The sequence below is a fragment of the Psychrosphaera sp. HA2-10 genome, from assembly GCF_055693745.1.
Genome location: NZ_CM146341.1, coordinates 1402298 through 1417025, shown reverse-complemented (window position 1 = coordinate 1417025; position 14728 = coordinate 1402298). Strand labels below are relative to the sequence as shown.

Below are 14728 nucleotides of genomic sequence, written 5' to 3'. Positions count from 1 at the left end.
TTAAAATAAGACGAAGAAACGTCAATAAAAATAATAACTAGGACTCTGGGGAGAGAAATGAAAAAATTAGTACTTAGTTTAGCAATTACAAGTGCACTAGGCCTAACAGCCTGTGATGATACAACACTTGCTGATGTTCAAACAGAAAACGCGCAACAGCGCACAGAACTGGAAGCTGCGGCGGTAGCCAAGGCGACCACACCAAGAATTAGAGTGGTATTTAACCCATCAGCCGGTGAAATATCTGTACCAAACGACCTTTTATATAGTGGAACTACAGACGGTACATTAGAAATGCCTTCTGAAGTTGCTTCTAAGTCGGCTGGCGAGCCAGTTGATTTTAACAACCCACAATCTGCAATCGGTGCTCTTGATGGTTGGGGTACACAAAACTCTTTCACAATAACCTTGGACTATTCCAGTGCTAGCGACGTCACCATTGACGCAAACTCACTTATGGTTCCTGGCGCGGTTGATGTTTATAAAGTAGAAAAATTCCCAAGTTTGACGGATGCAGAATGTATGGATCCGGCAAAGTCAGGCTTATTATGTAAAGGTGAAGAGAAGCTAACGTTTGGCGTAGATTATTTTGCTAGATTGGTCGGTGGCTCTATCGCGATAATTCCACTTAAGCCATTCGAAGGTGGTGCGAGCTATGTTGTTGCGCTAACCAACAAAGTAGTCGATAGCAACGGCAACGCCTTATTACCATCGAGCACGTATAACAGTGTAAAAACTGACATTAATACCGCTCCACTAGTACTTCCTTCTATACCGGCATCTGAACTAAATGCTACCCAAGCGGGTATCCGTTTACTTCAAACGATGATTAATAACTTTGAAGACGTATTAGAAGCAGATTTGGGCGCGGATGGTGCGTCTATTGTTTATACACAGGCCTTCACTGTTCAGTCAGCCGGGTTGCCGTCAGCAGATCCGCTGCAAGTTGTTAAAAAACTCAATGGTCAAACATTTGGTGCAATGGCGCAAGCTGATGCAACTTCTGTTGTAATGCCAATGAGGCGTGCTACTGTGGCGGTTCCAATTGACGCTGAAGGAACTACTGTTGACGTAGATTTAACCGTTGCAATGGCACTAGCTGCAGGTGGCGCGATTCCAAATGATCCAACATCACAAGCATATGCGTTGTATAACTCGGCAAACTTGTTTGGCGCTATGGTTTCGTTACCATACTACCTAGAAGATGGCACAGATGCGTTATCTAGCCGTTGGAAAGCTATGTGTGATAGTGGTGCTACGTTAAATGCATTATCAAATGAGCAAAAAGCTGCATTAGCTGCTGGCGCTGGTGATAATCATGAAATGTGTGTGCAACTTGGTCTTGCCGATTTTGGTGTCGACACTGCTCGCCATTTGACAAAATACAATCCGATTCCTGCGGTACAAAGTGTTCAAAATGTACCAGTTCAAATCACGGTTCCAAATATTGATAATGCAAATTTGGTTCGACCAGCGTTTGGGCTAACAGAGCCACTAGTTAAACCTGAGAATGGCTGGCCTGTAGTTATTCTACAGCATGGTGTAACTTCTAAAAAAGAAGATATGTTGGCAGCAACAGGTATCTTATCTGCAATGGGTTTTGTAACTGTTGCGATTGATCACCCGCTGCATGGTCAACGTGGTTTTGTAGTGGAAGTTGAAGGTGCAGACCCGATTGTAGTAAACGCTTCTTCAGGTATACCTGGGAATAACCCGACAGCATACTTGAACTTACAAAGCTTGTTATCAGCACGTGACAATATGCGTCAATCTATCGCTGATGCTTTAAAATTACGTCTTTCAATTAATGCCTTAGTAGACTTTACTAACCCAACGGCACCAGATATGAATGTGATAGATACATCGAACGTTCATTATTTAGGGCATTCTTTAGGCGCAATTACTGGTGCTGGTTTTACCGCAGTTGCGAACACACCGACTGGTGTTCCTGAACTAGACGCACTTTATAAGATTAACAGCTCGGTATTATCTAACCCAGGTGGCGGTGTTGGTAACTTCTTAGTTGAGTCTGGTGCATTTGGCCCATTGGTTCAAGCGTCAATCATCTATGGCTTAGGCAATGAGTTAACTGCAGCGTTAGCCGCAAATCTGCAACCAGAAGCATTTGCAGCAATTGTTCAAGCTAACCCACAACAATGTGGTCCAGCGTTAGATGCTAACTTTAATGTTGTTGATCAAAACGTAGCGTTAGTTTGTGCGTATCAAGCATTAAAAGCGCAAGCTGAAGCGGAAAATAACGTGGAGTTATTAGCCGGAATGCAAGCAGGTTTTGCTCAGTTCTCTTTTGCAGCTCAAACTGTTATAGATTCATCTGACCCGACAAACTATGCAAGTCTGCTTAAAGCAAACGGTACGCCTGTATTAGTTTACGAAATGGTTGGTGATGAAGGTAGCGAAGTCGCAGGTTTAGGCCTTAACCCATCAGACCAAGTTGTACCAAACTCTGTTACAACAAACCCTCTTGCTGGTACAAGTGGCTTTGAAGCAGTAATGGGACTTTCCAAAGTAACAGATTGTGGTATGTCTGAAACAGGCTTCCAAAGCATTGTTGAGTTTAAATATGGTTCTCATAGTACTGTACTTAGCCCGGCAACATCGTTACCTATGCCTTACCCTCAGCTTTATTCTGCGGTAAATGCTGAAACCATTATTATGGCAGGTACGTTCTTTGGTTCGAACGGTAAACTTGTTAATATCACTCCGACAGCCATTGGTGCCGGTATTATAGAGGGCGTTGACGCGGAAACTGCGTGTCAAACACCCGCTCCGTAATAGCTAACTTAACGTTACAAATAAAAAACCAGCTTAGGCTGGTTTTTTGTTTTTATTTAGAAATAATACACATTATTACAATCATCATTAAGATTAAAAATCAATCAGGAGCAAGACTTGGAATTTTTATACGAATACGGTTTATTTATAGCCAAAACAGCCACTATTGTTGTAGCAATAGCCTTAGTTATTGGCGTTATCGCTGGTGCTGCGATTAAGCAAAAGCAAAGTCGTAAAGGGGAATTAAATTTAGAGTATATTTCTGAAGATTTTGAAGATGACATAAAAGATTTAAAAAAAGCACTACTAAGTAAAGACGAAGCAAAATCTTTCGAAAAGCAACAAAAAGCAGAACAAAAGAAAAAGAAAAAACTAGAAAAGAAAAATCCGCAAGATGAAAAGCTGAAGTCTAGGTTATTCATTGTAGACTTTGACGGTGATATCGACGCAAGTGCAACAGAGTCACTTCGTGAAGAAGTGACAGCAATTATCTCCATTGCCCAAGAAGGCGATAGGGTTTTGATTAGGTTAGAAAGCCCTGGTGGTGTAGTTCACGGCTATGGATTAGCGGCTTCACAAATATCACGATTAAAAGCAAAAAATATCCATACTACTGTTGCGGTTGATAAAGTTGCAGCCTCAGGTGGATACATGATGGCTTGTGTTGCAAATGAAATCGTAGCGGCACCATTCTCTATTATTGGATCAATTGGCGTTATAGCCCAGTTACCTAACATAAATAAATTACTTAAAAAACATGATGTCGAAATTGAACAACATACTGCTGGTGAGTTTAAACGTACGTTAACGGTTATTGGTGAAAATACTGATAAAGCGCGCGAAAAATTTAAAGAAGAACTTGAAGAAACACACGTATTGTTTAAAGAGTTTGTCGCTAATAATCGTCCTTCTGTCGATATTAATGCCGTAGCAACTGGCGAACATTGGTATGGTACTCAAGCCCTTGCGCTTAATTTGATAGATAAGGTGATGACAAGTGACGATGTGGTCCTAGACGCAATGGAAGACTACAACGTATTTAAACTAGAATATAAAGTAAAACATAATATTGCAGAAAAGCTTGGTTTCGCAGCGTCATCTGCATTAACAAAAATGTTTGGAAAGCTTAGCACTTGGTCTATTACTAACTCTAAGTAAAAAATAGGATTTTAACGAATGTATAACAATAAAATCAGTGTTAAACGGTTGCTTCTGTTAGGACTTGCAAGCGTCGTAATTACAACGACAACATCGGTGTTAGCAGCCTCAGATACCAAGATTACGTTAGAAAAAATTATGTCTGATCCAAGTTGGATTGGTCATACGCCACAAGCAGCAGCTTGGCTGCCAGATTCACGTCATGTAGTTTATCAACAAAAACAAGACAACTCGGTAATTAACAATCAGTTTAGATTGGACACAAGCAACATTAATAGTGTTAAAAATGTAGCGATTACTGAATACCACAAAACAAAGTTAAACCAAACTGTTTACAACATTGATAAGACCCTCGCTTCTTATGTTTTTGAGGGTGATATATATTTGTGGAATACCGCTTCAAGTCAAGTACAACAAATAACGTCAACAAGTGATTATGAGTCCTCTCCTCAGTTTCTAACAGATGGAAAGCTCGGTTATTGGGAGTCTAATCGTTTTATTTCTTATGATTTAGCAACAAAATCTAAGAAAGAGCTTTTTAAAATAGCTTTGACCGATAAGCCAGAAGCACCCAAAGGCCCTCAAGATATCATTGCGGAAGAACAGCATAAGCTTATTCAATATGTCGCAAAACAGCACGCTGACTCTAAAGAACGTTTTGATAATAAAGTGGCTATTAAAAATACAAATAAGTTTGTAAACAATAGTATTTTTTACTTTGGTGAGGGTAATGTAGTTTCGTCAGCAAAAGTGGCTCCAACAGGTGATAAAGCGATCGTTGTTGTTCAAAAAAGAACAAGTTGGCGTGGAGAGGGCGATGTTATGCCTAATTACATTGCCGATGATGGACGTATAGAAATCGAAAAAGTACGTCGCCGTGTTGCAGATGCAAAGCCTGTACAACAAGAGTTTTGGCTTGTTGACTTAACTAAAAATGAGAAATTTGAGTTAAAAATTAATAACCTTCCAGACTACGATAAAGATGTCTTAGCTAAAGTAAAAACTGAAAACTTTAAAGCGGAAGGAAAAAAATACGAATCTAAAAAAGCGCCTAGAACAATAAATTTGTTGCAAGATTGGACTTGGGATCAAGGTGCTGTTGTGTGGCATAACAGCGGCAAAAACGTCGCGATAATGCTTGAAGCGTGGGACAATAAAGATCGTTGGTTGGTCACTGTCGATTTTAAAAATAATAAATTAATACCACAACATCAGCTCCATGATGAAGCTTGGATAAACTACACATTTAATCAATTCGGCTGGTTTAACAAGTCGAATAAGTTATATTATTTATCGGAGCAGTCGGGTTACTCTCATATTTACACAAAAGATCTCGCCACTAAAAAAGTAATTCAACACACGTCAGGTGATTTTGAAGTTTCGTCGTTAGTGTTAACGAGTGATGACAGCAATTTTTATTTTAGAGCAAATATTAACCACCCTGGTGAGTATCACGTTTACCAGTTACCAACAGCGAAAACGACTGAGCCTAAAGCGTTAACGACACTAATTGGTGAAAATACCTTCAAGCTCAGCCCGGACGAGACCAAATTACTCGTTGAACATTCCAGTTTGCTAAGACCAACAGAATTGTTTTTAGTTGATTTGTCATCTAATAAAACACAGCAATTAACTGATACAGTCAGCCAAGAGTTTATTTCAATGCCATGGGTTAAACCAGAGATCATTGCTGTACCTTCTAGTCATACTGATAAACCAATATATGCACGCGTATATATGCCCAAAAACGTAAGTTCTGGTTCTCCTCGTAAAGCCGTTATTTTTAATCACGGAGCTGGATATCTACAGAATAGTCATAAAGGTTGGTCGGGATACTTTAGAGAGTTTATGTTTCATAGTATGTTAGCCCAACAAGGTTATGTCGTCATGGATATGGATTACCGTGCGTCTAAAGGTTACGGCCGTGACTGGCGTACAGCAATATACCGTCAAATGGGTACACCAGAAATCCAAGATTTGGTCGATGGTGTTGATTGGTTGGTTAAGAATGCGAATGTCGATAGGCAGCGCATTGGAACGTATGGCGGCTCATATGGTGGTTTCATGACGTTTATGGCGCTATTTAAAGAGCCTGAGTTATTCCAAGCAGGTGCTGCGTTACGACCGGTATCTGACTGGGCTCACTATAACGATGGCTATACTTCTAACATTCTAAACAGACCTGCTGATGATATGATTGCATATCGTCGTAGTTCACCAATATACTTTGCTGAAGGTTTACAGAAGCCACTCTTAATTAACGCACCTATGGTTGATGATAATGTCTTTTTTGTTGATGTTGTTAGACTTGTGCAACGATTTATAGAGTTGGAAAAGCAAGACTTTGAAACGGCTATCTACCCGGTTGAGCCGCATGGTTTTGTTCAACCGTCTAGTTGGTTAGATGAGTACAGACGAATCTATAAACTATTTGAACAAAATCTCTAAAAAATAGTCTTAGTTAACATGGTTATAAAGTCCTTTGTGATAATTCATAAAGGGCTTTTTTATTGCCAAAAAAATCAATATACCCGACACTACACCAAAAGCGTGAGCATCGACTGCGACAGCAGCGCCAATAAGCTCTGCGGTACTTGAAGCTGCACCAAACGCATTTTCGTAACCCACTTTTAGTAGTAGACCTATTATTAACAACCAACCTGTTTTATCTCGGTTGGTTATGTCAATTAATGCGCCAAATGCCAAAAGAAAGTGCAACACACCAGAAAACCCAGAATAACTGCCGGTTTGGCTAAAAAACGTAACAAGTAGACCTACACATACAACACCAATAATACTCAAAGCAGGAAGGGTATAGGGACGGTAGTGGTCGCCATGTAGTGCCCAGACCAAAAGTAATCCAGCTAAGTTCATATAAAGATGGGCGGTATTAGTATGCACCAATTGTCCACTAATAATTCTCCATATCTGACCATCTTTAACTTCGTCAGGTATCAAAGTCAGTTGTGATTGGATCTCGGGTGCTAAAAGTCCAAACAAAATCAATATGACTGAAATAAATAGTGGTCCTTTAATAAAGAACCACTGTGTTGGAAAGCCTAACAAAATGACACCTCTTAAAATATTGCTTATTGATGGAAAACTCTGTGTGAAATAACTTAGGTTTTGGTAATATCATTCTATTCGTTATACATATGAGAGAGTTATGCGCATATTTAGTCTTATTCCTATATTGTTTGCAAGTTATGTTTTAGCCGATGAGCCTTCGCGTGCTGTTCCTGAAGCATTTACTGGGTTAAATTATACAAAAAGCGCAACAAGCAAAAAGGCTATGGTTTCCGCTGCAAACCCCCATGCGGTTAAAGCAGCATTAGCTATGTTAAAACAAGGTGGCTCAGCGACGGACGCAGTGATAGCCGCGCAACTTATGTTAACGTTGGTCGAGCCTCAATCATCAGGAATAGGTGGTGGCGCATTTATCCTCGACTATAATGCAGAATCTAAACAACTAAAATCATATGATGGGCGTGAAACTGCACCACTAGCGGCTTCACCTTCGTTGTTTTTGGATAAAGACGGTAAACCGGTAAAGTGGATAGACGCGGTTGTTGGTGGACGTTCTGTGGGTACTCCTGGAGTACTACGAATGTTGTCTGACCTTCATAATAAACGCGGAAACTTAGCTTGGGCTAAACTTTTTGAACCTACCATCGAACTTGCCGAGCGTGGTTTTATCGTAAGCCCAAGACTCGCGTCTCTAGTTAAAATGGAAATGAATCCAGGCTTAAAAAAGTTATCGCCTGCTAAAGAGTATTTTTATCCAAATGGTGTTGCAATAAAGGAAGGGCAATTACTAAAAAATAAAGAATACGCAAACACGCTAAGGCGCATCGCCAAAAATGGTGTCTCAGAGTTTTACAATGGCCAAACTGCAAAAGATATTGTTAATGCGGTGCAAACATCATCTTTAGCACCTGGCTTATTAAGTCTGAAGGACTTAAATAGTTATAAATCTAAAGAACGGGACCCCGTTTGTATTACTTATGACGCACAGGATACATTTGACATTTGTAGTATGGGACCACCGAGTTCAGGCGGGATCACAGTACTGCAGATTTTAAAAATGTTAGAAGCCGTTGATTTAAAGGGAGAAGCAATAGACAGCGCTGAAACGATTCATAAATACACGCAAGCGGCCAAGCTTGCTTTTGCCGACAGAGATCGGTATATCGCTGATAGTGATTTTGTTTCCGTACCCGTTACTGAGATGTTAGATGAAAAGTATCTTTTAGAACGTGCGAAGCTTATTAAAGACGATACCGATTTGGGCATTGCTAAAGCGGGACGGTTTTACTCATCGTCGCTTGCTTCAAATGTATCCATTGAACAACCTAATACAAGTCATATATCAGTTGTCGATCAATTTGGAAACGCGATTTCTATGACAACCAGTATTGAAATGGGGTTTGGGTCAACAGTAATGACCAATGGCTTTTTACTTAATAATCAATTAACCGATTTTTCCCTCCAACCTGAGTCTAATGGAAAGCAAATAGCTAATCGAGTTGAAGCTGGAAAACGACCTAGAAGCTCGATGACACCAGTAATTGTTTTTAAGGATGGAGAAGTATTCGCAGTAATCGGTTCGCCAGGTGGTAGTCGAATTATTAACTACGTTGGATATGCTTTACTCGGGTTACTAGAATATGGTTTAGACATGAAGGCAGTGGTTGAAATGCCGCGAGTTTCTAATCGAAACGGTTACACATCATTAGAAAACAGAACCAGCATGAACGCTATTAAACTAGAGTTAGAAAAGAAAGGCCACAAGGTAAAATTATTAAATCTAACTTCTGGTATTCACGGTGTATTAAAAACGAAAGAAGGGTGGCAAGGTGCCGCAGATCCAAGACGAGAAGGCACTGCGGAAGGCTTTTAGTTCAGCTTTATCGGCGGGCGTATGGGTCGCCCGCTATTTTTGCGATTAACCATTTACCGTCTACTTTTTCAAAATTAACTTGCCTTAAATCGTTTATCTTGTTGCCGTGATAAAAACCAGAAAATAAAATGTTTACCGATGTTGTTTGTTGAGCGTCAGTTTCTACCTGGCTTAACGTTCTATCAATTTTTAAATCAACGCCAGGATCAAACTGTAGATTTAGAACATAACGAGCATAGCCTTTTGTACTGCCATATGATTTTATGATTCTAGCGTGCTGCTCAGTAGAATACTTTAGTGCTAGTTCTAAGTCGTTGTTGTTATAAAGTGCATCAAAAAACGTCAGCGCTCGGTATTCAGGCGCATTTGGATTGGCAAAAGCAGGGATGTTATCGCTCTTTTTTTCACAACCGACGGTAAATATTAAAACAAAAGCTAAAAGGCATTTTTTTATCACTTGTAGATATCCTTTATGATGGGACAGCTACAAGTGTAAACATAAAAATAGGCTATGGAAAGTCTTTGAGATTATTGAACAAGTTCTTCCTCATCAAATTCACCCGAAAAAAGTGGTGATGATAAATAACGCTCTGCCGAACTCGCCAATATCACTACAATGTTTTTATCTTTATTTTCCGGACGTTCAGCAATACGTTTGGCCGCAACAACAGCAGCACCCGAGGAGATACCTGCCAAAATACCTTCTTCTTTCATCAATCTATGTGCCATTGCCATTGAATCGTCGTTGCTAACTTGTTCAACACTATCTAGCAAAGACAAATCCAAATTTTTAGGGATAAAACCAGCACCAATACCTTGAATTTTATGAGGACCAGGTTTCAATTCCAAACCCGCTAGCTTTTGTGTAATAACTGGGGAGTCACTTGGCTCTACCGCGACTGATTTTACACCTAACCCTTTTTCTTTCTTTAAATATTTGGAAACACCAGTGATGGTTCCACCCGTACCAACGCCAGCTACAAAGAAGTCGATATTGCCGCCAGTGGCGTTAAAAATTTCAGGACCGGTTGTTTCAAAGTGTATTTGTGGATTTGCAGGGTTTTCAAATTGCTGAAGCAACACATACTTTTCTGGATCGCTAGCAACAATTTCATTTGCCTTTGCGATTGCGCCACCCATTCCTTTTGGTCCTTCGGTGAGAACTAGCTTTGCACCCAACGCTTTCAATAATTTACGTCTTTCTAAACTCATAGTCTCAGGCATAGTTAACGTAAGTTTATACCCTCGTGACGCCGCCACAAACGCTAAAGCAATACCAGTGTTACCAGAAGTAGGTTCTATTAGTTCTTTGCCAGGAGTTAATCGGCCGTTTTTCTCGGCATCCCATATCATATTTGCACCAATACGACATTTGACACTAAAAGAAGGGTTTCTCGCTTCTATTTTGGCATAAACGTTACCTGAAGTGACACGATTTAGTTTTACTAGAGGCGTATTGCCAATACTTTGAGAGTTGTCGGTAAGTATTTGAGTCATAATAGTCCTAATTTAATAATACCTAATACTGCAAAGGTAGGCGCTTTCTAACAATTATAGAAATTATAATTGCTTATATAATATTACTTTTTAACTATCTTTATTAATAATATTAATGCGTTGTTGATACTGGTCAGCTATGTTTTAGATGTTATATAAATATTCTAGTGGTACACTCACTTCAATATTTCTAATGACAAAAATAAAAATAATGGCTCGTAGATTACCTCCACTTAATTCACTTAAAGCTTTTGAAGCAGCTGCACGTAACTTGAGTTTTACTAAAGCAGCGGAAGAGCTGTTTGTTACCCAAGCAGCGATTAGCCATCAAATTAAATTATTAGAAGATCATCTAAGTATAAAGTTGTTTATGCGAAGAAACCGTTCCCTTTTACTCACAGAAGAAGGGCAAAGTTACTATCTCGACATTAAAGATATTTTTGTTAATTTACATGATGCTACTGAACGTCTATTAAGCCGTGGCGCGAAAGGTTCAGTGAGTATTGCATTGACCCCTAGTTTCGCAATTCAATGGTTAGTACCTCGCCTTAGTGATTTTGCGGCGCATAATTCAGATATTGACGTAAGGATTAAAGCTCAAGATCATGACGATAACTCGTTAACGGATGATGTTGATGTTGCGATTTATTATGGGAAAGGGCATTGGAGTGGGACCCATGCTGATAAACTGCACACAGAATATCTAATACCTGTTTGTTCTCCTTTGCTATTGTCACAAAACAACGGTCTTAAAACACTAGATGATTTACGTAATTTTACCTTGCTACACGATACCGCTAGAACTAACTGGAAAGATTACCTTAAGTCCGTAGGTGTTCAAGATATTAACGTTAACCAAGGGCCTATATTTTCGCATTCATCTATGGTGTTACAAGCCGCTATTCATGGCCAAGGAATTGCCTTAGCACATAGCGTGTTAGCGCAACCAGACATAGACTCTGGTCGCTTGGTAGTGCCATTTACACAGGCATTGGTTAGCGAACGAGCCTACTATTTGGTGTGTCGAGACTCACAAATAGATAGCCCTAAAATAAAAATATTTAGAAATTGGTTATTGAATAAAGTAAAAAAAGAATCACAAGGTTTAGAGTTTGATAAGCATTGATAAAACGTCGTTAGAGAGAACGATATATACTCCTGAAAAGATAAAAGCGATTGTAATATTAGCTCACGGTGCCGGTGCCGGTAATCAGCACGATTTTATAGTCACACAAGCTATGTCCCTAGCTAAAAACTGTTTTCAAGTTGTCGCTTTTAATTTCCCTTATATGCAAGTTAGTTACGAGCAATCTAAACGTCGACCGCCCAATAAAGCTGAATTATTGACAGATCATTTTGTCAAAGAGGTTGAACTTGTAGTGGCCGCTAACACTAATAATTACCCTGTTTACTTAGTAGGAAAAAGTATGGGAGGACGGATTGCAAGTATGGTTGCTACTAGTCCGCAGATTCCAATTAACGGTGTGATCGTACTCGGTTATCCTTTCATACCCCCCGGCAAGCCTGAAAAACTCGAAGGGAGAACAGCACATTTTGAGCGTATTTTAACGCCCATGTTTATTATTCAAGGTGAGCGAGATACCTTTGGTGGAAGGGCGCTATTAAGTGAGGTTACTTTACCAATAGACACTAAGTTAGCGTGGATACCAGACGGCGATCACAGCTTTAAACCAAGAAAATCATCCGGTTATACCGAAGAATCAAACAACATGCTTGTAACTTCACACATAGTAAGTTTTATTAATAGTGGTCTAAACAATGAAAATTGAAAACAGATTTATGTTTAATAGTGCTGTTTGTTTAGGCTTCTTAGTTGTTGTTCTAGGAGCGTTTGGAGCGCATGCTTTAAAGGCTACATTGTCTCCGTATGAACTATCCATTTGGCAAACAGCGATACAATATCAAATGTTTCATACGCCCGTTATATTAGGGCTATCATTTATACCGTCAAATAAGTACCTAGATAAAGCGCTTACGTGTTTTGTTAGCGGAATAATTATATTTTCCGGATCGCTATACATACTTGCGATAAGCGGTATAAAAATACTTGGCATGGTTACGCCGATAGGTGGTGTTATCTTAATAATTGCTTGGGTACTTTTGTTTGTCGCTGCAAAATTAAATAAGACTACTTGATGGGCTAATACTCTCTATTAGCTTTTGATACAGACTCTGTAACTCTGTTGGTAAAATGCCGACGTCCTTAATTGTGCTGTTAATATCGTTTATGTTTCTAATCTTATGTTCGCCTCTCAACCATTGAGTTAACACCCACTCAGAAAGTATCAAGGAAGCGACTATTTGTTTTGTCTTATTTGGCAAGTTACTAAGTGCTAAACGGCCTGATTTAACCTCAAAAAAACTCGTAGTACTCGATAAGTATAACTTTGGGAGTTTCCATTTGGTTGCCAACTGTTTTGATGTTTTGAACCAAGATTGAGCGTCCGCTTGCCCAAACGCTGTATTTAGCGAAATGGTCATTTCATCATTGGCGCCCAATAACGTGGAAACGCTAGCGGCATAACGACTCTTTGGAATGAGCATTAAACCTTGAAATACAACTCTAGCTAACAGCTCTACGTATTCAGGAATGTCGAAGTTAAAAGTCTTGGTAATAATATTAGCGACTTTGGCGAACATCTCTTCCTTATTAATAATTTCATATTCCCCAAAAGCTAAATTATGTGATTCTGCAACCTGCATTTCAGATATGCAAACAACAGGAAATATTCTTATCATACCTAATAAGGCAATAGCGTGCTTTATACTAGAAATTGGTTGCATTACACGAGTACTATGTTGCGCATACTGCATAACCAAACTAGAACGCATAGAGTCTTGTGATAAGTAATCTGCAATTAATTGGTTAGTTTCAGACAATAACGCCTTAGACGCACTTTCTAAATGTGATGGAGGCATATAACGAGTTTTGCTTTCGTATATTAACGGCTTACTTTCGAGAGGCAGGTCTAATGTACATTGCAGCCATTTTGAAGATATGCTCGTAAAGTCAACCGCCTGTTGTGGCAGAACAAATCGTATCATATTTTGACTTATCGACAGCCCGTTTGCTATTTGATAGGTACCTTTTGATTTTATGTAAGGAACACAATGAATATCTCGTTTAGTAACGTTATTGATAAATTCATCATTCACCCGCTGTTGACCGACGATCACAGCTGTGCCGTTGGCAAGGACACATAATTTTCCTGAAGCTAACAAAGGTAGCACACCAATAAAATTATTTGTGTAAATCGAGGTAAAGGGTTTAGGGCAAATATAATTCTTTAAAGTGAGACTTCTCATTAGGGCATTATCAGCCGTTAATGCAGACGAGCCAAACACACCAGAATTGGTTGTTATCGCACTGTTTAAACCAACTATAACAATGGACTGACATAACTGATTTTTACTACTAAATTCGTTGATGTTAGCGATTTGTGAAATAAGACGAAGAATGTCAGGCTCTTTGATATAAATGTTTTTTACTTGTTTAAAACAAAGACTCGCAGCATGCTTAAAAGTATTTACATAGCGGTTAAAAAGACTAGGGTTCTTTCGTACACTTAATAGATAGGGTGTTATTGTATATAAAATTAATAAACTGGCAGTAACTAACCGCCTTGCCGTAGTTTTACCGTAGCGACTATGCAAACTCAATAGTGAAGTAACAAGAACGGTTTTTAAAATTGTGTTCGTTAAAAAGCTCCGATGTTTGTCCCGTAAGTTAAGCAGTAATAATGTTGTATCAGTTGAAGTTTCCAAAGATAGCGTCAACGACTCGAATAAATCGTCTATAGCTTGTTGTAACAGCACGGAGTCTTGCGTCTTGAATATAGTCGCACAAGCGCTCGCTTTTTCGATTAACGAGCGCACATCTGGTATGGAGTGATTAAGTAATGGGTTATCTATATTCAAAGTTTAATAGAGTCAAATTGTTCAAAGGCTGATATACCCCAAGCAATGAGCTTGCCATCTTTGAAAAGTAACGGTGTACATTCGTCCTTTGTCGTAATGCCATCTGACTTTTGGTGGTTCGTCCTATAGAACATAACTTGATAAGTTTCACTATCGAGTATTTTTGCTTCAGTTATATCAGGCGAGCCTAACGTTTTGATAATTTTTTCTTTAGTTAGAGGAACATCTATTGATAACTGATTAATGTACTTTTTGTTATAGGCTTGCCTATCGTCCCATCTCATCTGTTCTGGGTCGTCTTCATATAAAGTTAAAACGCCCGCAGCTAGCACAGCATATAGACCAAACCCTATTAAAGAGTATTTAACTACTTTATTACTCATTTTGAATCCCAAAATATTAAAAAGCCTTTATCATTATAACGATAAAGGCCATTTGATT

Annotated in this window: 12 protein-coding genes; 7 read left to right on the top strand and 5 right to left on the bottom strand. The window is 39.1% G+C overall.

Translation table 11 applies throughout. The features are described from left to right. Window positions 1-57 precede the first annotated feature (57 nt). The 3 genes from ACZ1GV_RS06435 to ACZ1GV_RS06425 all read left to right on the top strand — a co-directional run bounded on the left by ACZ1GV_RS06435 (window position 58) and on the right by ACZ1GV_RS06425 (window position 6399). A complete protein-coding gene (locus ACZ1GV_RS06435; protein ID WP_472675752.1) occupies window positions 58-2793 on the top strand; it encodes a VolA/Pla-1 family phospholipase in 2736 nt (911 codons plus the stop codon). A 117-nt stretch (window positions 2794-2910) separates the two neighbouring features. Further along, a complete protein-coding gene (gene sohB, locus ACZ1GV_RS06430) occupies window positions 2911-3951 on the top strand; it encodes a protease SohB (protein ID WP_472675751.1) in 1041 nt (346 codons plus the stop codon). Between the two features lie 18 nt (window positions 3952-3969). Beyond that, a complete protein-coding gene (locus ACZ1GV_RS06425) occupies window positions 3970-6399 on the top strand; it encodes a S9 family peptidase (protein WP_472675750.1) in 2430 nt (809 codons plus the stop codon). A gap of 9 nt (window positions 6400-6408) precedes the next feature. On the opposite strand, the gene rrtA is transcribed toward ACZ1GV_RS06425, so the two are convergent. After that, window positions 6409-7017 carry a rhombosortase gene (rrtA, locus tag ACZ1GV_RS06420; RefSeq protein WP_472675749.1) on the bottom strand — a complete coding sequence of 203 codons (609 nt, stop codon included), beginning with the start codon at window positions 7015-7017 and terminating at the stop codon, window positions 6409-6411. A 100-nt stretch (window positions 7018-7117) separates the two neighbouring features. On the opposite strand from rrtA, the gene ggt reads away from it, so the two are divergent. Next, complete coding sequence (gene ggt, locus ACZ1GV_RS06415) at window positions 7118-8851, top strand: gamma-glutamyltransferase (RefSeq protein WP_472675748.1); 1734 nt, start codon at window positions 7118-7120, stop codon at window positions 8849-8851. Between the two features lie 7 nt (window positions 8852-8858). Here the strand turns inward: ggt and ACZ1GV_RS06410 are convergent, their stop codons facing one another. Together ACZ1GV_RS06410 and cysK are read right to left on the bottom strand one after the other, a co-directional pair. Then, window positions 8859-9308 (bottom strand): hypothetical protein, encoded by a 450-nt coding sequence (locus ACZ1GV_RS06410; protein WP_472675747.1) that lies wholly within the window; start codon window positions 9306-9308, stop codon window positions 8859-8861. A 71-nt stretch (window positions 9309-9379) separates the two neighbouring features. Further along, window positions 9380-10348, bottom strand: a complete 969-nt coding sequence (cysK, locus tag ACZ1GV_RS06405; protein WP_472675746.1) for a cysteine synthase A — start codon at window positions 10346-10348, stop codon at window positions 9380-9382. Between the two features lie 211 nt (window positions 10349-10559). Here cysK and ACZ1GV_RS06400 point away from each other — a divergent pair, with 211 nt between their 5' ends. Genes ACZ1GV_RS06400 through ACZ1GV_RS06390 form a run of 3 tightly spaced genes read left to right on the top strand, consistent with a single transcriptional unit; the run spans window position 10560 to window position 12505 of the window. Beyond that, complete coding sequence (locus ACZ1GV_RS06400; protein ID WP_472675745.1) at window positions 10560-11474, top strand: transcriptional regulator GcvA; 915 nt, start codon at window positions 10560-10562, stop codon at window positions 11472-11474. After that, window positions 11461-12138, top strand: a complete 678-nt coding sequence (locus tag ACZ1GV_RS06395) for an alpha/beta fold hydrolase (protein ID WP_472675744.1) — start codon at window positions 11461-11463, stop codon at window positions 12136-12138. The genes ACZ1GV_RS06400 and ACZ1GV_RS06395 overlap by 14 nt, the downstream gene beginning before the upstream one ends. Continuing rightward, a complete protein-coding gene (locus tag ACZ1GV_RS06390; RefSeq protein WP_472675743.1) occupies window positions 12128-12505 on the top strand; it encodes a DUF423 domain-containing protein in 378 nt (125 codons plus the stop codon). The genes ACZ1GV_RS06395 and ACZ1GV_RS06390 overlap by 11 nt, the downstream gene beginning before the upstream one ends. On the opposite strand, the gene ACZ1GV_RS06385 is transcribed toward ACZ1GV_RS06390, so the two are convergent. Both ACZ1GV_RS06385 and ACZ1GV_RS06380 read right to left on the bottom strand, forming a co-directional pair. Beyond that, window positions 12488-14287 (bottom strand): hypothetical protein, encoded by a 1800-nt coding sequence (locus ACZ1GV_RS06385; RefSeq protein WP_472675742.1) that lies wholly within the window; start codon window positions 14285-14287, stop codon window positions 12488-12490. The two genes, ACZ1GV_RS06390 and ACZ1GV_RS06385, sit on opposite strands and share 18 nt — an antisense overlap. Continuing rightward, window positions 14284-14670 carry a DUF3192 domain-containing protein gene (locus ACZ1GV_RS06380; protein WP_210559460.1) on the bottom strand — a complete coding sequence of 129 codons (387 nt, stop codon included), beginning with the start codon at window positions 14668-14670 and terminating at the stop codon, window positions 14284-14286. The genes ACZ1GV_RS06385 and ACZ1GV_RS06380 overlap by 4 nt, the downstream gene beginning before the upstream one ends. Window positions 14671-14728: the final 58 nt, after the last annotated feature.

Coding starts and splice junctions, on each gene's coding strand:
- ACZ1GV_RS06390 (WP_472675743.1), top strand. CDS start 12,128: ATGAAAATTGAAAACAGATTTATGTTTAATAGTGCTGTTTGTTTAGGC.
- ACZ1GV_RS06380 (WP_210559460.1), bottom strand. CDS start 14,670: ATGAGTAATAAAGTAGTTAAATACTCTTTAATAGGGTTTGGTCTATAT.
- ggt (WP_472675748.1), top strand. CDS start 7,118: ATGCGCATATTTAGTCTTATTCCTATATTGTTTGCAAGTTATGTTTTA.
- cysK (WP_472675746.1), bottom strand. CDS start 10,348: ATGACTCAAATACTTACCGACAACTCTCAAAGTATTGGCAATACGCCT.
- ACZ1GV_RS06425 (WP_472675750.1), top strand. CDS start 3,970: ATGTATAACAATAAAATCAGTGTTAAACGGTTGCTTCTGTTAGGACTT.
- ACZ1GV_RS06435 (WP_472675752.1), top strand. CDS start 58: ATGAAAAAATTAGTACTTAGTTTAGCAATTACAAGTGCACTAGGCCTA.
- ACZ1GV_RS06400 (WP_472675745.1), top strand. CDS start 10,560: ATGGCTCGTAGATTACCTCCACTTAATTCACTTAAAGCTTTTGAAGCA.